This is a genomic window from Microbacterium murale (assembly GCF_014635185.1).
Lineage (GTDB): Bacteria > Actinomycetota > Actinomycetes > Actinomycetales > Microbacteriaceae > Microbacterium > Microbacterium murale.
Genome location: NZ_BMCM01000002.1, coordinates 238,321 through 258,771, shown reverse-complemented (window position 1 = coordinate 258,771; position 20,451 = coordinate 238,321). Strand labels below are relative to the sequence as shown.

The following is a 20,451-nucleotide window of genomic DNA, read 5'->3' as shown; positions in this document are numbered from 1 at the left end:
GCGGCACCCACTCGTGGACAACGAATCATGGTAACGCAGTCTTGCCAGCGGGCATTCCCGCTCTGATGAGATTTTCTCGGGGCTAGGCTGACCGGATGAGTATGGGCGGCGGGCGCGGCGGTGGCGGCGGTGGCGGAGGCGGTTTCCGCGGAGTGGACGAGGCGGCGCAGAAACGACTCAACGCCGAGGCGCCGCGGATCACCGGACTCGGACAGCGAGTGGTCGGGCTGTTCCGGCCGTACCTCGGTCGCATCATCATCACCGGCATCCTCGTCGTCGTCGGAGCCGGCATCGCGGTCATCCCGCCGCTGATCGTCCAGCGCATATTCGACGACGCGCTGTTCCCCGTCGACGGCGGCAGTCCCGAGATCGGACTGCTCATCCGCCTCGTGCTGATCATGGTCGGACTCTTCCTCCTCTCCGCCGTACTCGGCGTCGGCCAGACCTGGCTGACATCGACGGTGGGAAACAGCGTCACCGGCGATCTGCGCGTGCGACTGTTCGAGCATCTGCAGGCGATGGAACTCGGCTTCTTCACCCGCACCAAGACAGGCGTGATCCAGTCGCGCCTGCAGAACGATGTCGGCGGCGTCTCGGGTGTGCTCACGAACACCGTCACCAGCATCCTGGGAAATGTCGTGACGGTGATCGCATCGCTGGTGGCGATGATCCTGATCGACTGGCGCCTCACACTCATCGCCGTCGTGCTGATGCCGTTCCTGATCATCGTGCAGCGCCGAGTCGGCCAGGTGCGCGCGCGGATCGCGGGAGAGACGCAGGAGTCGCTTTCGGAGTTGACGTCGATCACTCAGGAGACCCTGAGCGTCTCCGGCATGCTGCTGTCGAAGTCGTTCAACCGTCAGCGTGCCGAGTCTCAGCGGTATCAGGGCGAGAACCGCAATCAGGTGAAGCTGCAGGTCCGCCGCGCGATGAGCGGCCAGGGTTTCTTCGCCGTCGTGCAGGTGCTGATGGCTTCGGTTCCGGCGGTCATCTACCTCGTCTCCGGCTACCTGATCGCCGGCGGTGCGGGCGCGATCACCGCGGGAACAGTGGTCGCGTTCACCACCGTGCAGGCACGGCTGCTGCAGCCGCTGATGGGACTCATGCGCGTCTCTCTCGACCTGCAGACGTCGCAGGCGCTGTTCGCACGCATCTTCGAGTACCTCGACCTGGTCCCGGAGATCGAGGATGCCGAGGGCGCGATGTCGGTCGACGACGCCCCAGGGCCGCTCGGACGGGTCGAGTTCGATGAGGTCGTGTTCAGGTATCCGGATGCTGCGCCCGATGCGCGACCGACCCTCCAGGGTGTGTCGTTCGTGGCCGAACCCGGCCAGCACGTCGCGTTCGTCGGGCCGTCCGGGGCGGGCAAGACGACCATCCTGTACCTCGCCCCGCGGCTCTACGAGGCGCACGGGGGTGCGGTGCTGTTCGCCGGAGCCGATGTGCGCACGCTGACGCAGGAGTCGATCATCGACAACGTCGGCATCGTTTCGCAGGAGACATATCTCTTCCACGCGACGATCCGCGAGAACCTCATGTACGCCAGGCCGGACGCCACGGAGGCCGAGGTCATCGCAGCGTGCACGGCCGCGAACATCCATCACATCATCGCGGGCTTCGAGCACAGCTACGACACGATCGTCGGAGAGCGCGGCTACCGGCTCTCCGGCGGCGAGAAGCAGCGCATCGCGATCGCACGGGTGCTGCTGAAGGATCCGCCGGTGCTGCTCCTGGACGAGGCGACCTCGGCACTCGACACCGTGTCCGAACGCGTGGTGCAGGAGGCGCTCGACGAGGCCGCTCGCGGCAGGACGACGATCTCCATCGCACACCGGCTGTCGACCGTCATGGGCGCGGACGTCATCCATGTGCTCGAGGCAGGGCAGATCGTGGAGTCCGGCACACACAGTGAACTGCTCGCCCGGGGCGGCTTGTACGCGGAGCTCGCGGCACAGCAGGTCGCGGCATCCCGTGTGCTCGAGACCGAGACGGTCGTCGAGAACGTGATCGGCGGAGGGGTTGCAGCGGCGTTCGCGAACCGCCGTGCCGATCGTGCACCGGATGACTCAGCCGGAGCGGATGCCGTGGATGCGCTCACGTCGCCGGTGCCGCTGCTCGACGGACCGGGCGCGGATCAACGGGTGTACCCGGCCGAGGGGTAGTCCGGCGGCAACTCAGTGTGCGGACATGCCACCGTCGACGAACAGGGAGTGGCCGGTCACGTATGCCGAGCCCGCGCCGGCGAGGAACACCGCGGCGGCGGCGAAGTCGGCAGGTAGTCCGTTGCGGCCGACCATCGTCCGCGCGGCGAGGGCCGCGATCTGTTCCGGGTCCTCCTGCAGGCGGGCGTTCAGCGGCGTGAGCACGAAGCCGGGGACGAGCGTGTTGCTCGTCACGCCGTGCGCACCCCAGGCTTCTGCCTCCGAGCGCATCAACGACTCGATCGCGCCCTTGGACGCGCCGTAGATGCCGCTGCCGACGAAGGCGCGGTGCGCCTGCTGCGAGCTGATGTGGATCAGCCGGCCGTACCCGCGCTCTGCCATGCCCTGCGCGTAGCGCTGTCCGAGCAGGAACGGCGCCAGGGCGTTCACGGTCATCGTGGCATCCCAGTCGTCTTCGGTGATCTCGGCATAGGGCGGACGGATGTTGATGCCTGCGGAGTTCACCAGGATGTCGGGTTCGCCGAACGGCTCTGTCGCGGCTTCGGCGACCGCGTGGATGCCGTCCCTGGTGCCGAGATCGCCACGGACGCCGGCGGCGCGGCATCCGGAATCGTGCAGTTCACTCACGGTCTCATCGATGCGCTCGCCGCCACGGGCGACGATGACGACGGATGCGCCGGCGCGCGCGAGCGCTGTCGCTATGGCGCGGCCGATGCCGGAGCTGCCTCCGGTCACGATCGCGGTGCGGCCCTCGAGCGAGAACAGGGATTCCAGGTAGGCGTTCATGGGTTCTCCGGTACGGCGTGCGCGTCACCAGGACAGCGCTGTGGCCAGGTCGGGGTCGGGATGGGCGGCGGCGAACTCGGGAAGCGAGCGGAGCTCATCGAGGAACGCCGTGACTTCCGCGGCATAGGCGGGATCGGAGTGGGCGGCGGCGATCTCCTGGAGCGGCGCCATGTCCATCGCGAGGATGAGGTCGAGTCTCGCCGTCACCGCGGCGTGAGCCCCGGCACCTCGCAGAACGTGGATGCCGCCGCGGAGTGCTGCGAGATAGTCGCGCAGCACGGGCAGCTGATGCCTGCTCTGGGTGATCGAGGTGCCGTCGGCACGCACGCGCCAGCGCACCACGACATCGGGGATGACGTCGAAGGAACGGGCGCTGGTGTACATCTGCTGGGCGACGATCTGGTCCTCGTAGGCCACGCCCTCGGGGAATCGCAGATCGCGCCAGAAGTCGGTGCGGCTGATCTTCGACCACGCGACGATGTTCGATGACGCCGCAGGGTGATCGAAGATGTTCGTTCGGTGGCGGGCGGGATCGGTCGCCGCGGATGTCCAGGGCTGCACACGGCCAGGAACGTATCCGTTACCGTGAGGACGTGTGCGCACGTACGCGCCGGCGATGAAGTCGCTGCCGGTCTCGGCAAGAGTTCCGGTGAGCCGTTCAAGGGCGTTCGGGGTGAGTTCGTCGTCGCCGTCGAGAAAGCCGAGGTACTCGGTGTCGACGAGGCCGAGCCCGACGTTTCTGGCAGCGCCGAGTCCGCGGGACGCGTCGTGGCGGAGAAGGGTGAATCGTGGATCGGAGGCCGCGGCATCCGCGAAGATCTCGGCGGTGGCGTCCCTCGATCCGTCGTCGATGAGGACGGCCCGCCAGCGTGGCTCGGTCTGCACGAGCAGTGAGGCGACCGCTGCCGGGGCGAATGACTCGATGTCGCGGCCGGGGACGATGAGCGTGACGATCGGGTCGGCGGCATTCATCACGATGATTCTATGGTCGGAACGGACCGTCGGGCGCGAGCGGTACACCTGTCGGCGAATCGGTACACATGTCAGCTGAGATCGGCGATTTCGACTGACATCCGTATTCTCGACATGCAGGTGTACTCGGGATCCATCGCGGACCGCCGAAAAGTCTCATGAACCGGAGATCGCCGACACCGCGGCAGCGACGAGCGCCGCGAGCTGCCCGGGAGCATCATCCGGCAGGACATCCCGCCCGAATGTGAAGCGCACCGACGTCTGCGCCACCTCGGGTGCCACACCGCAGGCGAGCAGCACGTGCGAAGGCTCATCGCTTCCTGCTGCGCACGCCGAACCACTCGACGAGATCACGCCGCGCCGCTCCAACTCCAACAGGACCGCTTCGCCGCTCGTACCGGCGAAGGTGAAGCTCGCGGTGCCAGGCAGCCGGTTCTCGCGGTCCCCGGTCAACGCGGCCTGCGGTACCGCGGCGAGCACCCCGGTGATGAACTGCCCCGTCTGCGCGCCGACACGAGCGGCGACCGACTCGCGCTCCGCCTCAGCCAGCTCGAGTGCCGCGGCCAGGCCCACGGCGCCCGCAACGTTCTCGGTCCCCGAGCGCCGACCGCGTTCCTGCCCGCCACCGTGCAGCAGCGGCTCCAGCGGCACGCGTCCGCGCACGGCCAGGGCGCCGATGCCCTTCGGGGCACCGAGCTTGTGTCCTGCGATCGAGATCGCATCGGCTCCGAGGCCGGCGACCGGCAGCCAGCCGGCCGATTGCACCGCGTCGAGGTGCAGCGGCACCCCCGCGGCTGCGGTGACGGCCGCGATCGCTGAGGCATCCTGCACGGTGCCGATCTCGTTGTTGGCGTGCCCGATCGACACCAGCGCGGTGTCGTCGCGAAGGGCGTCGGCCACGGCATCCGGCGTCGCACGACCAGCGGACGTGACAGCCGCGTATGTCACCTCGACATCGTGGAACCTTCGCAGGAAGTCGGCCGACTCGAGGACCGACTCGTGCTCGATCGGCGTGGTCACGACGTGTCGACGACCGCGCTCGAGCGCGGCGAGCACGATGCCCTTGATGGCGAGGTTGTTCGCCTCGGTGCCGCCGGCGGTGAAGATCACATCGCCGGTGCGCATCCCGAGCACCTTGGCGATACGCGCCCGTGCGTCGTCCAGCGCGCTCGCCGCGGCTTCGCCTGCCGTATGGTGACTCGACGGATTGCCGAAGACCCCGGTCAGGTACGGGCGCATCGCCTCCAGTACCTCCGGACGAACCGGAGATGTCGCGGCGTGGTCGAGGTAGAGCATCAGGCGATCCGCACGTCCAGCCCGAGGTCGAGAGCGCGGGCGGAGTGGGTGAGTGCGCCGACGGAGATGACGTCCACACCTGTCTCGGCGATGGCTCGGACGGTGTCGAGATCCACGCCGCCGGATGCCTCGACCGTGGCACGATCACCGATCAGGGCGACGCCTGAGCGCAGGTCGTCGACCGAGAAGTTGTCGAGCAGAACGGTGTGCGCGCCGCCGGAGAGCACGGCCTCGATCTGGTCCAGCCGGTCGACCTCGACGACGACGTGCGCCGTGTGCGGCAGTCGAGCCAGTGCTTCGCGCAGTGCCGTCGCGAGATCGGCCCCCGAGCGCTGCAGCACGGCGAGGTGATTGTCCTTGGCCATCACGGCATCCGAGAGCGAGAAGCGGTGATTGCTGCCGCCGCCCGACACGACCGCGTGCCGTTCGAATGCTCGCAGCCCCGGCGTCGTCTTGCGGGTGTCGGCGATGCGCGCACCGGTGCCCTCGACCGCTTTGACGTACTGCGCGGTCAGGGTCGCGATGCCGCTCATCCGCTGCGTGAAGTTGAGTGCCACGCGTTCGGCGGTGAGGATGCTGCGCGCCGACCCGGTCACGGACGCGAGCACGTCGCCGGGTGCGAACTCGTCTCCCTCGCCGACGTGCAGGTCGATCGTGAGCGTCGGGTCGGTCAGGGTGAACGCCGCGGTGAAGACGTCGCCTCCGCTGAACACGCCGTGCTCGCGGGCCGTGAGGTCGGCGGTCGCGGTGGCGTCGGACGGCAGCAGCGTCGTGCTGGTGAGGTCGCCCCAGGGGGCATCCTCTTCGAGGGCGGCCCCGACGATGCGGGTGAGGGTGGCTGCAGTGAGCATCAGGCTCCGATCAGGGCGCGGGAGGCGGTCAGGTGGTGGGCGCCGACCGATTCGGTGCGGGCGAGAGCGGCGGATGCCGTGGCCTCGGCGAGCAGCAGGAGGTTGGCGTCTTCGTGCTCGGCGCGGGTGGTCGGTGCAGGGCCGGCGGCGCGCCACTCGCGAACCGTGGCCAGAGCGCCACGGAGACCGTCTTCAGTGCGCAGGAGACCGACGTTGTCCCACATGAGTTGCTGCGTGCGACGTTTCGACTTGCCTACGGCTCGCTCAACGCGTTTCGTCTCGCTGCGCTCGCTCAACGACCCGCGGGGGATGCTGTGCTCGCTCCACGACCCGCGGGATGAATCCCCGCCAAGAGGCTCCGGTTGCGGGGCGTTGACCGGAGGCCGCGGAGCCGCCGAAGACGAAACGGGCTGAGCGACCGAAGGGAGTCGAAGCCGGCCGACGGCCGCGGCAGCCCGCGCACCGAACACGGCGCCCTCGAGCAGCGAGTTCGACGCGAGGCGGTTCGCACCGTGCACACCGGTGCGCGCCACCTCGCCGACCGCGAACAGTCCGGGTAGTGAGGCGCGGCCGTCGAGGTCTGTGACGATGCCGCCCATCAGATAGTGCGCGGCCGGTGTCACCGGGATGGGCTCGCGCGCCCAGTCGAAACCGCGCTCGCGCGTGACCCGGTCGATGGTCGGGAAGCGCTCTGCAAGGCGTTCGGCACCCAGCATCGTCGCATCGAGCAGCACCGGACCCTCCTGCGTCGCGGCCTGCCTCGCGATCGCGCGCGACACGACGTCGCGAGGAGCGAGTTCACCGTCGGGGTGCGTGTCGAACACGAACCGCCGGCCCTCGTCGTCGAGCAGCGTCGCCCCTTCACCCCGGACGGCTTCGGAGATGAGGAACGCCGACCCTGCCGCGAGCACGGTCGGGTGGAACTGCATGAACTCCAGGTCCGCCACCTCGGCGCCCGCGCGCAGCGCCGCGGCGATCCCGTCGCCGGTCGCGCCGAGCGGATTCGTCGTGCGGGCGTACAGCTGACCGGCCCCGCCGGTCGCGAGGATCACCGCATCCGCCTCGAGGTCGGTGAGCACTTCGTGCCGCAGCATCCGGACGCCGCGAACGGAGCCGTCATCCACAAGGAGGTCGACCAGGAAGGCGTGCTCGACGATGTCGACCGCACCCCGTCGCGCCTGCGCGATCAATGCTCGTGAGATCTCCGAACCCGTCGCATCGCCGCCCGCATGCACGATGCGCGCGTGGCTGTGGGCGGCCTCACGGCCCAGCAGCAGTGTGCCGTCGGGCGCGCGGTCGAACGCGACGCCGCGGGCGATCAGTTCGGCGATACGGGCCGCGCCCTCGCGCACCAGCACGTCGACGGCGGCGGCATCCGAGAGCCCCGCTCCCGCGCTCATCGTGTCGGCGGCGTGCGCATCAGGGGAGTCGCCAGGCCCGTAGACACCCGCGACGCCGCCCTGCGCGAGCGGCGTGCACCCGTCGCCGAGTGCACCCTTGGTCACCAGTGTCACCGCATGCCCCGCCTCGGAAGCCTGCAGCGCCGCCGTGAGGCCGGCGATCCCGGAACCGACGACGATCACGCTGACGTGTCCCGGTACAGATGTCGGTCGAGCGACACACTTGTCGGCGCGAAACACAGGATTCTCGCCGACATCCGTGATCTGAGCCGACAAGTGTGACGGGTCCGGAGTCGACTCGTTCATGCGCGGGGCTTCGCGGCCAGCATCCGCTCCAGCGCGACGCGGGCGGGGGCTGCCACGCCCGCAGCCACGGAGATCTGATTCACGACGCGTCCGGCGACGAGTTCCTCGAGCACCCAGGCGAGATAGCCGGGATGGATGCGGTACATCGTGGAACACGGGCAGACGACGGGATCCAGGCAGAAGATCTCATGCTGCGGGTACTGGGCGGCGAGCCGCCTGACCAGGTTGATCTCTGTCCCGATCGCGAATGTCGCAGGCGTCGTGGCGCCGTCGATCGCGCGGCGGATGTAGTCGGTGGAACCGGCCTCATCCGCGGCATCCACGACCTCCATCGGGCATTCGGGGTGCACGATCACGCGCACTCCGGGGTGCTCGACGCGTGCCTGGTCGATCTGGGCGACCGTGAACCGGCGGTGCACCGAGCAGAATCCGTGCCAGAGGATGACGCGCGAGTCGACCAGCTGCTCGGCCGACGACCCACCGAGCGGGCGGCGCGGGTTCCACATCGGCATCTGCTCCAGCGGCACGCCCATGGCCTTGGCGGTATTGCGACCGAGGTGCTGGTCGGGGAAGAACAGCACCCGATGTCCGCGCGCGAACGCCCACTCCAGAACGGTCTCGGCGTTCGAGGACGTGCAGACGATGCCGCCGTGACGACCGACGAACCCCTTGATCGCGGCCGAGGAGTTCATGTACGTGACAGGGATCACCGGAACGCGACCGCTGTCGTCCACGACATCGAGCGGCCCGAGCACGTCGGCGAGCTGCTCCCAGCATTCCTCTACCTGGTCGATGTCGGCCATGTCGGCCATCGAGCATCCGGCGGCGAGATTCGGGAGGATCACCGACTGCTCAGGACGGGACAGCAGGTCAGCCGTCTCGGCCATGAAATGCACGCCGCAGAACACGATCGCCTCGGCCTCAGGGCGATCGAGGGCCGCGTTCGCCAATTGGAACGAGTCGCCAACGTAGTCGGCGTGCTGCACGACCTCTTCGCGCTGGTAGAAGTGTCCGAGCACGACGACGCGGTCGCCGAGTGTCGCCTTCGCCGCGCGGATACGCGCGTCGAGGTCGTCCTCATCGGCTTCGCGGTACTCGACGGGCAGCTCACCCTGGCGCGGAGCGCCGGTGGGGATGACGTCACCCATCGAGGATCCGGGTCCGTAGCCCGGGCGCGCGTCGAAATCCCACGGACCCGCCGCGAGGTCGGTGCTGCAGGTGGCATCCGTCGACGCACCGCCGACGATCGCCTGGATGGCGTGATCGACAGAGGGGTCGGTGTTGCGGGGGTCGGTGAGTTCGGGGAACGGCAGGAGGGTCATCGGGTCCTCTTCTCCTTGACATCTTTCTCAGGGGCGAGCGGGCCGCGGTCGGCCAGCTCGACGTCGTCGTCGTATCGGTACAGACGGGCGGGCCGGTGACTACCGGTGCGGAACTCATCGGTCGGCAGCAGCGCGGCGGAGGTCTCGACCTGACGGCGGAAGTTCGCCGGATCCAGACGCTTGCCCAGGATCGCCTCGTACGCCTCGCGCAGGTCGGCGAGAGTGAAGGTGGGCGGAAGGAAGCCGTGGGCGACCCGGCTGTAGCCGACCTTGTTGCGCAGCCGCCACAGGGCGTAGTCGATGATCTGATTGTGGTCGAACGCCAGCGAGGGTAGCCCGGCGGCGTCGAACCACTGCACGTTCTCCGGCGCCAGACCGGATGCCACGTGCGCGGCGCTCTGCGCGTCGACCTCGTCCGAGCGCAGCAGCGCCCAGTACACGATCGAGACGACGCGGCTCGGGGAACGATCGACGGCGCCGAAGGCGTAGAGCTGCTCGAGGTAACTGGGGGAGAGGCCCGTGGTCTCGTGCAGGGTGCGTGCCGCGGCATCCTCGAGGCTCTCGTCCGGCTCCAACCAGCCACCCGGCAAGGCCCAGTCGCCCTGATGAGGGTCGCGTGTGCGGAGTACCAGCGGCAGGGCGAGCGACGGCTGATCGACGTCGCGTGCGCGCCGAAGCGTCAGGATCACCGTGGACACCGCGACGCGGATCTCGGGTTCACTGGTTCTGGTCACCATGACTATAACCTCCGGAATCGATCTTAGTGTCAGATCGACCCGAAGTGCAATGCGGTGATCGTCACATGACGCGCTATGGCAGATCTCATCACACAGATCCCGCCTCTTGTCTGTACGGAAAGGGTTTGTTAGGTTACTGTCCTAACAAACCCCCTCGGGGGTCCTCAATGATGAGCAACATCCCTCATGCAACGCAGCACCGAGAGGAAGACAAACACATGATTCGCAATGGCAGACGCCGTGCATCAGTCACGGCGATCGCGGGGGCATCCGTCCTCGTACTGGGCCTCACCGCTTGTTCCAGTGGGGGAGGAGAGGGCGACGGCGACGACGCAGCGAGCTCGCTGCGGGTGTGGGCCGGAAGCCAGACACCTATCACGGCGAACTTCAACCCCTTCGCCCCGACCGTGCTCCATGGCGCGCTCGGCCCGATCCTCGAACCGCTGTTCTTCTTCAACAAGCTGGCAGATGAACCGGCGGACGGGATGATCGGTGAGTCGTACGAATTCAACGAAGACGGCACCGTCATCACGATCAAGATCAAGCCCGACCTCACCTGGAGTGACGGCGAGCCGCTGACGGCCGAAGACGTCGCATTCACCTTCAGCTACGAGGGCAACAATCCAGAGGGCCAGGGGCTCGTCTCCGCTGAGGCCACCGACGACACCACGGTGGTGCTGACCTACGCCAGCCCGCAGTTCACCACCGAGTGGCAGCGAATGGGTGGAACCTGGATCCTGCCGATGCATGTCTGGAGCGAGGTCGACGATTTCGCGAACTTCACGAATGAGGAGCCCGTGGGATCGGGCCCGTACGTGGTCGACAGCGTCACGAGCGAGTCGTACACACTCGTCGCGAACGAGAACTTCCGCGATGCCGACGTGCCGGCCATCAAGACCGTGCAGTACATCGCGATCGACGCCAACCAGTCCGCACAGGACCTGCTGGCCGCTGGGGAGCTGGACTGGACGGGTATGTTCATTCCGAATCCGGATTCCGTCACATCGAACGGTCAGATCGATTGGGTGAACACCCCGCAGGATCCCACGGTGCTGTACACCTGCGCGAACGCGGACCTCGGCTGCACCGGCGAGCAGACCGATGTCGCCGTGCGACAGGCGCTGAACGTCGCGATCGACCGATCGACGATCAAGGAGAAGGCATTCGTCGGTCTCACCGGCGACATCTCGCCGACGTACGCACTGCTGCCGCGCGATGAGAAGTGGGTCGCGGACGCGGCCAATGAGGTCAGCCCGCAGAGTGCGGATGCTGCAGCAGCGGGCGAGATCCTGGAAGCTGCCGGCTACACCAAGGACGCTGACGGGTTCTACGGCAAAGACGGGACCCCGATCGAGCTCGACCTCACCTCGGTGGACGGCTGGACCGACTACAACGACGCCGCGAAGCTGATCGCCGAGCAGGCGGCGGAGGCCGGCATCAAGGTCAACCCGTCGACCGTCCAGTGGCAGGAATTCTCGGACTCCAGACAGACCGGTCAGTACGAGCTGATCATGGGTGGCATGGTCGGCACCTCCGTGGCCGACCCGTTCCAGATCTACCGTGACTGGGTGGGCGGCACGGCGACGCAGTCCACGAGTCCCGTCGGCGAAGAGGTCCCCGCAGGTCGCTGGAACTTCAGCCGCTACAACAACCCGACCGTCGACGCGGCCATCGCCGCCGCAGAGGGAACGAACGACGAAGCCGCGAAGATGGTGGCCTATGCCACCATCCAGACCGAGATCGTGCGTGATCTGCCGTACATCCCGCTGGTCATCAACGCCACGCAGACCTTCTACAACGCGAAGGACTTCACCGGGTGGCCGACGGAGGAGGACCTGTACGCCTTCCCGCCCTCCTGGGGGTCGGTGGCAGCGGGATACATCCTGCAGCATCTGAAGCCGGCGAACTGATCGCCGACCGGTACTAGAGGGAGCAGGAAGTTGAGGACATGAAGTTCTACGGCCGCAGGATCGGTTTCTACATCATCACGCTGTGGGCGACGATATCTCTCAACTTCCTGCTTCCTCGGTTGATGCCCGGTGACCCCGCCGACATCATGATCGCCAAACTGCAGCGCAATGGCGGCGAGATCTCGGAGACGACGATCCGCAACATCAAACTGCTGCTCGGCTCTGATGACTCGTCGATGTGGGAGCAGTACCTCGGCTACTGGGGGCGGATGCTGCAAGGCGACCTGGGAATCTCGGTCACCAAGTATCCGACCCCGGTGGCCGAGCTGATCAGCCAGGCGCTGCCGTGGACGATCATCCTCGTCGGCGTCGCGACGGTCATCTCGTTCATCCTCGGCATCGCGCTGGGGGCCTGGGCCGGATGGAAGCGCGGCACGTGGGTCGATCACCTCATCCCGGCGACGACGATCCTGCAGTCCATCCCGTACTTCTGGCTGGCTCTCGTGCTCGTCGCCGTGTTCGCTGTGGGCCTCGGAGCGTTCCCGATCATCGGCGGGTACAGCGTGTTCGATTTCCCGCGCGGGCCCGAGTGGACGTGGGCGTTCTTCACGGATGCTGTCACCCATGCCTTCCTCCCCGCGCTCACCATCGTGCTGAGCTCGGTCGGCGGCTGGCTGTTCGGGATGCGCAACATGATGGTCTCCACGATGGCCGAGGACTACGTCACCACGGCAGAGGCCAAAGGCCTGCGGCCGCGTCGCATCCTCACCATGTACGCCGCGCGCAATGCGGCGATCCCCTCGATCGCGGGTTTCGCGATCACGCTCGGATTCGTTGTCGCGGGTTCGATCGTGATGGAGCAGGTGTTCACCTATCCCGGGATCGGAAAACTCATGTTCCAGGCAGTGCAGAACAGCGACTACGCGCTGATGCAGGGCGTGTTCCTGGTGATCACGATCACTGTGCTCGCGGCGAACTTCGTCATGGATCTCGTGTACGGCTACATCGACCCGAGAGCGCGCCACAATGTCTGAGACCACCGTGACCTCCGAGAAGTCCGAGCTCCCGCGCACCGGGCCGACGCCGATCCCACCGGACACCGTCGCCCTCGTCACGCAGAGGCGGAGCAGGGGCGGATTCCGCTCGATCCTGCCGAGGATGTCGGCCAAGCTCGTCGTCGGACTCGTGCTGGTCGGTGCGATCGTGCTGTTCGGCATCCTCGGTCCGCTCTTCACCCAGAACCCGCGCAACTCGCAGAATCCCGCGCTCGAGCCCCCGAGCCTCGAGCATCTGCTCGGCACGAGCAAACTCGGCTACGACGTGTTCGCGCAGTTGGCGCATGGCACGCAGGGGTCACTCCTCGTCGGCATCACGGCCGGCGGCATCGCTGTCGTGCTGTCGCTCTTCTTCGGCATCCTCGCCGGCTACGTCGGTGGTTGGCGCGATGAGATCCTCTCTCTCGTGACGAACATCATGCTCGTCATTCCGGGGCTCCCACTCGCGATGGTGATCGCGACGTACTTCAGCAGCCGCAGTTGGATGCTGGTCGCGATCGTGCTCGGCATCACCTCCTGGGCGGGTTCCGCTGTCGTGCTGCGCACGCAGGCGCGGTCGCTGCGCAGCCGGGATTACGTGTACGCGGCGAAGGTCGCGGGCGAGAAGTCGTTCCGCGTCATCCTCGTCGAGATCATGCCCAACCTTCTGCCGCTGCTGGCCGCACAGTTCCTGTTCGCGATCATCTTCGCGATCCTCGGTGAGGCGGGGCTGTCGTACCTCGGTCTCGGTGCGACCGACTCCATCACCTGGGGCACGATCCTCAATGACGCCCAATCGGGTCAGGCTCTCGGGACCGGTGCGTGGTGGTGGTTCGTGCCGCCCGGCGTGCTGATCGCGCTGCTGGGCTGCGGCCTGTCCTTGATCAACTTCTCGATCGACGAGATCATCAACCCCAAGCTGCGGGGCGTGCCGGAAGCCGCGCGCCGCGTGCGCAAAGCCGCCAAGACGAAGGGAGTCATCGCGTGATCGCCCCCGATGCCGTGCACACATCAGAAGCAGTGCTGACCGCACGCGACGTGTCGATCGAGTACGAGGTGGATCCACCTGTTAAGGCCGTGCGCAACGTCTCGCTCACCCTGCACCGCGGCGAGATCCTCGGGCTCGCGGGAGAGTCCGGATGTGGGAAGACGACGCTCGCATACGGACTCAACCGCCTGCTCAAGGCGCCAGCGCTGATGACCTCGGGCGAGATCACGTTCCATGACCGCGGCGGTGACGACATCGACATCATCGGTTTGCGGAATGATCAGCTGCGCGCTTTCCGCTGGGACAAGATCTCGATGGTGTTCCAGGGCGCGATGAACTCGCTGAACCCGGTGATCAGCGTGAAGGCGCAGATCTTCGATGTCTTCGACACGCATCGCCCTGGAATGAGCAGGCGCGCCAAGACCGAGCGCGCTGAGGAGCTGCTGGGCCTTGTCGGGGTCGATCCGGCACGCCTGTCGAGCTTCCCGCACGAGCTCTCCGGCGGCATGCGGCAGAGGGTCATGATCGCGATGGCGCTCGCCCTCGACCCGCAGGTGATGATCATGGATGAGCCGACCACAGCGCTCGACGTGGTCGTGCAGCGCGGCATCATCCGGGAGATCATGCGGCTGCGCGAGCGCCTTGGTTTCGCCGTCATCTTCATCACGCACGACCTGCCGATGCTGATCGAGATCAGCGACCGCATCGCGGTGATGCTGCAGGGTGAGATCGTCGAGCAGGGGACGGCGGAGGAGATCTACCGCACTCCGCAGCACGCGTACACGAGGAAGCTGCTGTCGAGCTTCCCGAGTCTGCACGGTGAACGCGGAGGATTCGTACGATCCGGTGTCACGGAGGAGCAGCGATGAGCGTACGCACTCTCGAGGCGCGGAGCCTCGTCAAGGACTTCCGGCTGAGGTCCGGTCTGAAGACAACGATCCTGCACGCGGTGAAGGACGTCTCATTCACGCTCGAGCCCGGTAAGACCGTGGCCCTCGTCGGGGAATCGGGCAGCGGCAAATCGACGATCGCTCGGATGCTGATGAAGCTCGAGACCCCCACATCGGGGGAGATCCTCCTCGACGGCACACGCAGCGGAGACGCCGGTCGGGCGCTGGAGCGGTACCGCTCGGATGTGCAGATGGTGTTCCAGGATCCGTTCGCCTCGCTCAATCCGTTCCACACGATCATCCATCACCTGGAGCGGCCGTTGCGGATCCACAATCGCGGGCTCTCGGCCGGTGAGGTACGGGGGAAGGCGCTGGAACTGCTGGAGCGCGTCCGCTTGTCGCCGGCTGAGAGCTTCGCCGAGCGCCGGCCGCATGAGCTGTCTGGCGGCCAGCGCCAGCGCGTTGCCATCGCTCGAGCGCTGGCCCCTGGCGCTCGATTCATCGTGGCCGATGAGCCGGTGTCGATGCTCGATGTCTCGATACGCCTCGGCGTGCTGAATCTGCTCGCAGAGCTGCAGCGCGAAGAGCAGCTCGGCGTGCTCTACATCACGCACGATCTGGCGACGGCGCGGCACTTCAGCGACGAGATCCTCGTTATGTATCGGGGTGACATCGTCGAACGCGGGCCGGCGGATGAGGTCATCCGGAACCCGCAGCACGAGTACACGAAGACGCTGCTGGCTGCGGCACCAGAGCCGGAGAACTTCGGGAGGCTGCGCGACGAGGTGCGGGCCGAGCTTGCACGCTAAGCTGAACGCATAACTGAAGACAGGCCCCACGACCCGTGCGGGAGAGCCCCGGTGATCACAGCCGGGCACCGAAGGAGCAAGCCTCCCCGCCAATCTCTCAGGTACCGCGTACCGCGCCGGTCAGGCCACTCTGAAAAGCGATTTCGAGCGAAGCAAGAAATCGGGTTGAGCGAGGCGCTGCGCAGCAGCCCCGAGTCGAAACCTGGTGAGACGACCTCCGCGAGATATCCGCCGACGGTGAAAGCTCTGTGTCATGCGCACGGGCGAAACTCTCAGGCCCATGACAGAGGGGGAGTTCTCGGATACCGTGCATTCCGTACGGCATCCTTCCGATCCATCCGGGAGAACTCCATGACCGAGGCCCGCTTCACCCCGCTGCGTGAGCGACACGAGTCGCTCGGCGCGTCCTTCACCGACTTCGGCGGCTGGCAGATGCCGGTGCGCTACACATCCGACCTCGCCGAGCATCACGCCGTGCGCCAGGCCGCAGGTCTCTTCGACATCTCGCACATGGCGGAGTTCCTCGTCACCGGAGATTTCGCCGCCGAGTTCCTCGATTACTCGCTCGCAGGGCGCCTCTCCACGATGGCGATCGGCAAGGCGAAGTACTCGCTCGTGCTCGCCGAAGACGGCGGCATCATCGATGACGTCATCGTCTACCGGCTCGCGGAGGACCGGTTCCTGGTTATCGCGAATGCCGGCAACCGGGGTTTCGTCGATGCGGCGTTCGCCTCCCGCGTGAGATCCTTCCCCTCGCGGATCGAGCGGGAGCTTCCCCCGCGCGCCGAGGGGGAGGACCGCAGCTTCGCCGGCTTCCTCGGCGACCGGGGCGTCGACGTGGAGGACGTCTCCGATTCCTACGCACTGCTCGCCGTTCAGGGGCCGGCCTCCGAGGCCATCGCGGCGGCGACCGCCGGCATCACCGATGTCAGCATCCCGTGGTCGGATCAGAAGTACTACGCGTGGACCGACGCCTTCTTCCTCGGCGCACCGCTGCTGATCGCACGTACCGGGTACACCGGTGAGGACGGCTTCGAGCTGCTCGTGCGCAGTGAGGACGCCGTCGCGCTCTGGGACGAGGTCCTCGCGGCAGGTGAGACGCACGGCATCGTTGCCGCGGGCCTCGCGGCGCGAGACACGCTGCGACTCGAAGCGGGCATGCCGCTGTACGGCCATGAACTGTCGCGGGAGATCAAACCCGCGCAGGCCGGTCTCGGCCGGGTCGTGGCATCCGACAAGGCCGACTTCATCGGCAAGGATGCCGTGGCGCCTACCGAGGACGCACCAGTGCTCGTCGGACTCGCAGCCGAGGGCAAGCGGGCCGGACGTGCCGGTTACGCCGTCGTCGCCGAGGACGGCACAGCGCTGGGTGAGATCACCAGCGGAGCACTCAGCCCAACACTCGGCCATCCGATCGCGATGGCCTACATCGATCCTGATTCCGCGGAAACCGGGACAGCCGTATTCCTTGATGTGCGGGGCACGAAAATCCCCGCGACCGTGACCGCACTGCCTTTCTACCGGAGGAAGAAATGACTGATCTGAACGCACTCTCGTACACCGAAGAGCACGAGTGGCTCGACATCGCCGACGGCGTCGCGACGATCGGCATCACCGACTTCGCCGCCGAGAAGCTCGGTGACGTCGTGTTCGTCGAACTCCCAGAAGTCGGCACGGAGATCGCCGCCGGCACGGTCGTCGGCGAGATCGAGTCGACGAAGTCGGTGGGTGAGTTGTACGCTCCCGTCGCCGGAACCGTAGTCGAGATCAACGACGCCGTGGTCGATGACCCCTCGCTCGTCAACGCAGCCCCCTTCGAGGGCGGCTGGCTCATCAAGGTCTCGATCGCGGATGACGCGGCCGACGGCCTTCTCGACCGTGCCGCGTACGTCGCGCTGACGGAGGGTTGATTCCGCAGTGAGCTCCTTCTCCGATCGTCACATCGGGACGACCGCCGAGACCCAGCGCGTCATGCTGGACGCCCTCGGCGTCGACACCTCCGACCCATCCACCTCGCTCGAGAAGCTGATGCGCGGCGCAGTGCCGACGTCGATCTACACCGACGCCTCCGACGCGTCGATCATCCCGCCGGCCGCCACCGAGGCCGAGGCGCTCGCCGAGCTCCGGGCCTTCGCCTCCCGTAACCGCGTGAGCCGCTCGATGATCGGACTCGGCTATTACGGCACGCTGACGCCCAGCGTGATCCAGCGCAACGTGCTCGAGAATCCGTCCTGGTACACGGCGTACACGCCGTACCAGCCCGAGATCTCGCAGGGCCGGCTCGAGGCTCTGATCAACTTCCAGACGATGGTCGCCGACCTCACGGGCCTGTCGACGGCGAACGCCTCGATGCTCGATGAGTCCACGGCCGTGGCCGAGGGGATGCTGCTGGCCAGGCGCGCCTCGAAGGCGAAGACGAACGTGTTCGTGGTGGATGCCGGTGCGTTCCCGCAGACCAAGGCACTGCTGTCCACCCGTGCGGCAGCACTCGACATCGATCTCGTCGAACGCGATCTCGCCGGAGGCGAGGCTCTGCCGGATGAGCTCTTCGGCGTGTTCGTGCAGTACCCCGCGGCATCCGGTCTCGTCTGGGATCCGAGCGCCGTGATCGACGACGCGCACGTCGCCGGCGGCCTCGCGGTCGTCGCGGCCGACCTGCTCGCGTTGACGCTGATCTCTTCACCCGGCTCGCTCGGGGCCGACGTCGCGGTCGGCACCACACAGCGCTTCGGCGTGCCGATGGGCTTCGGTGGCCCGCACGCCGGCTACATGGCCGTTCGACAAGGGCTGGAGCGCCAACTCCCCGGCCGCCTGGTCGGCGTCTCGGTGGATGCCGACGGCAAGCCCGCGTACCGGCTCTCCCTGCAGACGAGGGAACAGCACATCCGTCGCGAGAAGGCGACCTCGAACATCTGCACGGCACAGGTGCTGCTCGCCGTCATGGCGGCGATGTACGCGGTCTATCACGGGCCTGACGGCCTGCGTCGGATCGCGGGAGACGTCGCATCCAAGGCCGCGGCGCTGCGCGATCGCCTCGTCGAGGCTGGCGTCGAGGTCGCGCACGATGCGTTCTTCGACACGCTTCAGGTACGAGTGCCGGGTGAAGCCGCAGAAAAGGTCCGCTTTGCTCATGACGGGCTTGAGATCCTGCTCCGATTGGTGGATGACGACACGGTGGGAATCTCGCTCGATGAGACGACCACAGCAGACGAGATCCACGACATCGCAGTGATGTTCGGGGCGAAGGCGTCCGCCTTCGGCTCCGCGCGGGCGAACCTTCGCGGGTCGTTGAGCGAGCAAAGCGAGACGAAACGGGCTGAGCGAGCAGAGCGAGTCGAAGCCAACGCCCTCCCGGCGTCACTCCACCGCACCGACGAATACCTCACGCATCCCGTCTTCCACGTGCATCACAGTGAGACGGCGATGATGCGGTACCTGAAGAGTCTGGCCGACCGCGACTACGCGCTCGATCGTGGCATGATCCCGCTGGGCTCGTGCACGATGAAGCTGAACGCGGCGACCGAGATGGCGTCGATCACGTGGCCGGAGTTCGCGCAGATCCACCCCTTCGCCCCGGCATCCGACGTCGAGGGCTACCTCGAGATGATCGACCAGCTCGAGAGCTGGCTCGCCGAGGTCACCGGATACGATGCCGTCTCGCTGCAGCCGAACGCCGGCTCGCAGGGCGAGCTCGCCGGACTCCTCGCGATCCGCGGCTACCACCTCGCGAACGGCGACGCCCACCGCACCGTGTGCCTGATCCCGTCGTCGGCGCACGGCACGAACGCGGCATCCGCCGTGCTCGCGGGCATGAAGGTCGTCGTCGTCGCGTGCGACGAGCTCGGCAACGTCGACCTCGACGACCTGCGCGCGAAGATCGCGTCGCACGCCGAAGAGATCGCCGCCCTCATGATCACGTACCCGTCCACGCACGGCGTGTACGAGCACGACGTCGTGGAGATCACCTCCGCGGTGCACGACGCGGGTGGCCAGGTGTACGTCGACGGCGCGAACCTCAACGCGCTGCTCGGCTATGCGCGCTTCGGTGATCTCGGCGGCGATGTGTCGCACCTGAACCTGCACAAGACGTTCGCGATCCCGCACGGCGGCGGCGGCCCCGGCATCGGTCCGGTGGCGGCCAAGGCGCACCTCGCACCGCACCTGCCGTCTCACCCCCTCGCGCAGCGCGCGACGCATGCCGGCGGATACGAGTTCGCCGGGGGAGCGGTTTCGGCTGCACCGTATGGCTCCGCCGGAATCCTGCCGATCTCCTGGTCGTACGTGCGCATGATGGGAGCCGCCGGTCTTCGGGACGCGACTGCGGCGGCCGTCCTGTCGGCGAATTACATCGCCGCGCGCCTGCGCGATCACTTCCCGGTGCTCTACACGGGTGAGGACGACCGGGTGGCGCACGAATGCATCCTGGATCTTCGGCCGCTGAAGGAAGCGACCGGAATCACGGTCGACGATGTCGCCAAGCGCCTCATCGATTACGGATTCCATGCCCCGACCATGTCGTTCCCCGTGCCTGGCACCCTCATGGTCGAGCCGACCGAGTCGGAGGACCTCGGCGAGATCGATCGGTTCATCGAGGCGATGATCATGATCAAGGGCGAGGCGGATGCCGTGGCATCCGGTCGCTGGCCTGCCGATGACAATCCGCTCGTGAACGCACCGCACACGGCGGTCTCCCTGATCTCTGGGGAGTGGACGCACGCATACACTCGCGAGGATGCGGCATATCCGGTGCATTCGCTCGTCGCCGGCAAGTATTGGCCACCCGTGCGTCGGATCGATCAGGCCTACGGCGACCGCAATCTCGTATGCGCCTGCCCGCCGATCGAGGCTTTCGCCTAGCAGAAATCCGTGTTTCACGAAGGTCACCACTCAGTAACGGTTGATTAACACACGGCGTCAATCGGAGTCCGTCCGGGTTATTCTCGACACATCTGCGACCCGAACACGGGTTTGCACTTCTACATGTCCAC

16 protein-coding genes and 1 riboswitch are annotated in these 20,451 nt (G+C 67.0%); of the genes, 9 read left to right on the top strand and 7 right to left on the bottom strand.

All coding sequences use genetic code 11. The features are described 5' to 3' along the window. Window positions 1-101 precede the first annotated feature (101 nt). The gene (locus IEV67_RS07615; RefSeq protein WP_188436330.1) at window positions 102-2,162 is read left to right on the top strand and encodes an ABC transporter ATP-binding protein; all 2,061 of its coding nucleotides are present in this window, start codon (window positions 102-104) and stop codon (window positions 2,160-2,162) included. Between the two features lie 12 nt (window positions 2,163-2,174). On the opposite strand, the gene IEV67_RS07610 is transcribed toward IEV67_RS07615, so the two are convergent. The 7 genes from IEV67_RS07610 to IEV67_RS07580 form a co-directional block, all read right to left on the bottom strand. Continuing rightward, window positions 2,175-2,948 (bottom strand): SDR family NAD(P)-dependent oxidoreductase, encoded by a 774-nt coding sequence (locus IEV67_RS07610; protein ID WP_188435985.1) that lies wholly within the window; start codon window positions 2,946-2,948, stop codon window positions 2,175-2,177. Between the two features lie 24 nt (window positions 2,949-2,972). Next, complete coding sequence (locus tag IEV67_RS07605; RefSeq protein ID WP_188435984.1) at window positions 2,973-3,920, bottom strand: glycosyltransferase family 2 protein; 948 nt, start codon at window positions 3,918-3,920, stop codon at window positions 2,973-2,975. Window positions 3,921-4,076: 156 nt separating this feature from the next. Next, entirely contained in the window at window positions 4,077-5,216 is a 1,140-nt protein-coding gene (locus IEV67_RS07600) for a cysteine desulfurase family protein (protein ID WP_188435983.1), read from the bottom strand. After that, window positions 5,216-6,067 (bottom strand): carboxylating nicotinate-nucleotide diphosphorylase, encoded by an 852-nt coding sequence (nadC, locus tag IEV67_RS07595; protein WP_188435982.1) that lies wholly within the window; start codon window positions 6,065-6,067, stop codon window positions 5,216-5,218. The genes IEV67_RS07600 and nadC overlap by 1 nt, the downstream gene beginning before the upstream one ends. After that, window positions 6,067-7,650, bottom strand: a complete 1,584-nt coding sequence (gene nadB, locus IEV67_RS07590; RefSeq protein WP_229702890.1) for an L-aspartate oxidase — start codon at window positions 7,648-7,650, stop codon at window positions 6,067-6,069. The genes nadC and nadB overlap by 1 nt, the downstream gene beginning before the upstream one ends. Window positions 7,651-7,769: 119 nt before the next feature. Then, window positions 7,770-9,095, bottom strand: a complete 1,326-nt coding sequence (gene nadA, locus IEV67_RS07585) for a quinolinate synthase NadA (protein WP_188435980.1) — start codon at window positions 9,093-9,095, stop codon at window positions 7,770-7,772. Beyond that, complete coding sequence (locus tag IEV67_RS07580) at window positions 9,092-9,832, bottom strand: NUDIX hydrolase (RefSeq protein ID WP_188435979.1); 741 nt, start codon at window positions 9,830-9,832, stop codon at window positions 9,092-9,094. Before IEV67_RS07580 ends, nadA begins: the two co-directional genes overlap by 4 nt. 218 nt (window positions 9,833-10,050) lie before the next feature. On the opposite strand from IEV67_RS07580, the gene IEV67_RS07575 reads away from it, so the two are divergent. The 8 genes from IEV67_RS07575 to gcvP all read left to right on the top strand — a co-directional run bounded on the left by IEV67_RS07575 (window position 10,051) and on the right by gcvP (window position 20,320). Next, window positions 10,051-11,742, top strand: coding sequence for an ABC transporter substrate-binding protein (locus tag IEV67_RS07575; protein WP_188435978.1), 1,692 nt, complete (start codon window positions 10,051-10,053; stop codon window positions 11,740-11,742). A gap of 38 nt (window positions 11,743-11,780) precedes the next feature. Further along, window positions 11,781-12,776 (top strand): ABC transporter permease, encoded by a 996-nt coding sequence (locus tag IEV67_RS07570; protein WP_188435977.1) that lies wholly within the window; start codon window positions 11,781-11,783, stop codon window positions 12,774-12,776. After that, window positions 12,769-13,764 carry an ABC transporter permease gene (locus IEV67_RS07565; RefSeq protein WP_188435976.1) on the top strand — a complete coding sequence of 332 codons (996 nt, stop codon included), beginning with the start codon at window positions 12,769-12,771 and terminating at the stop codon, window positions 13,762-13,764. Before IEV67_RS07570 ends, IEV67_RS07565 begins: the two co-directional genes overlap by 8 nt. After that, window positions 13,761-14,633: an ABC transporter ATP-binding protein gene (locus IEV67_RS07560; RefSeq protein WP_229702888.1), complete on the top strand. Its 873-nt coding sequence runs from the start codon at window positions 13,761-13,763 to the stop codon at window positions 14,631-14,633. Before IEV67_RS07565 ends, IEV67_RS07560 begins: the two co-directional genes overlap by 4 nt. Continuing rightward, complete coding sequence (locus IEV67_RS07555) at window positions 14,630-15,463, top strand: ATP-binding cassette domain-containing protein (RefSeq protein WP_188435975.1); 834 nt, start codon at window positions 14,630-14,632, stop codon at window positions 15,461-15,463. Before IEV67_RS07560 ends, IEV67_RS07555 begins: the two co-directional genes overlap by 4 nt. A gap of 28 nt (window positions 15,464-15,491) precedes the next feature. Further along, window positions 15,492-15,587, top strand: a riboswitch (glycine riboswitch). Between the two features lie 227 nt (window positions 15,588-15,814). Beyond that, window positions 15,815-16,999, top strand: coding sequence for a glycine cleavage system aminomethyltransferase GcvT (locus IEV67_RS07550; RefSeq protein ID WP_188435974.1), 1,185 nt, complete (start codon window positions 15,815-15,817; stop codon window positions 16,997-16,999). Further along, window positions 16,996-17,373, top strand: a complete 378-nt coding sequence (gcvH, locus tag IEV67_RS07545) for a glycine cleavage system protein GcvH (protein ID WP_188435973.1) — start codon at window positions 16,996-16,998, stop codon at window positions 17,371-17,373. Before IEV67_RS07550 ends, gcvH begins: the two co-directional genes overlap by 4 nt. A 61-nt stretch (window positions 17,374-17,434) precedes the next feature. After that, window positions 17,435-20,320, top strand: coding sequence for an aminomethyl-transferring glycine dehydrogenase (gene gcvP / locus IEV67_RS07540; RefSeq protein ID WP_229702960.1), 2,886 nt, complete (start codon window positions 17,435-17,437; stop codon window positions 20,318-20,320). Window positions 20,321-20,451: the final 131 nt, after the last annotated feature.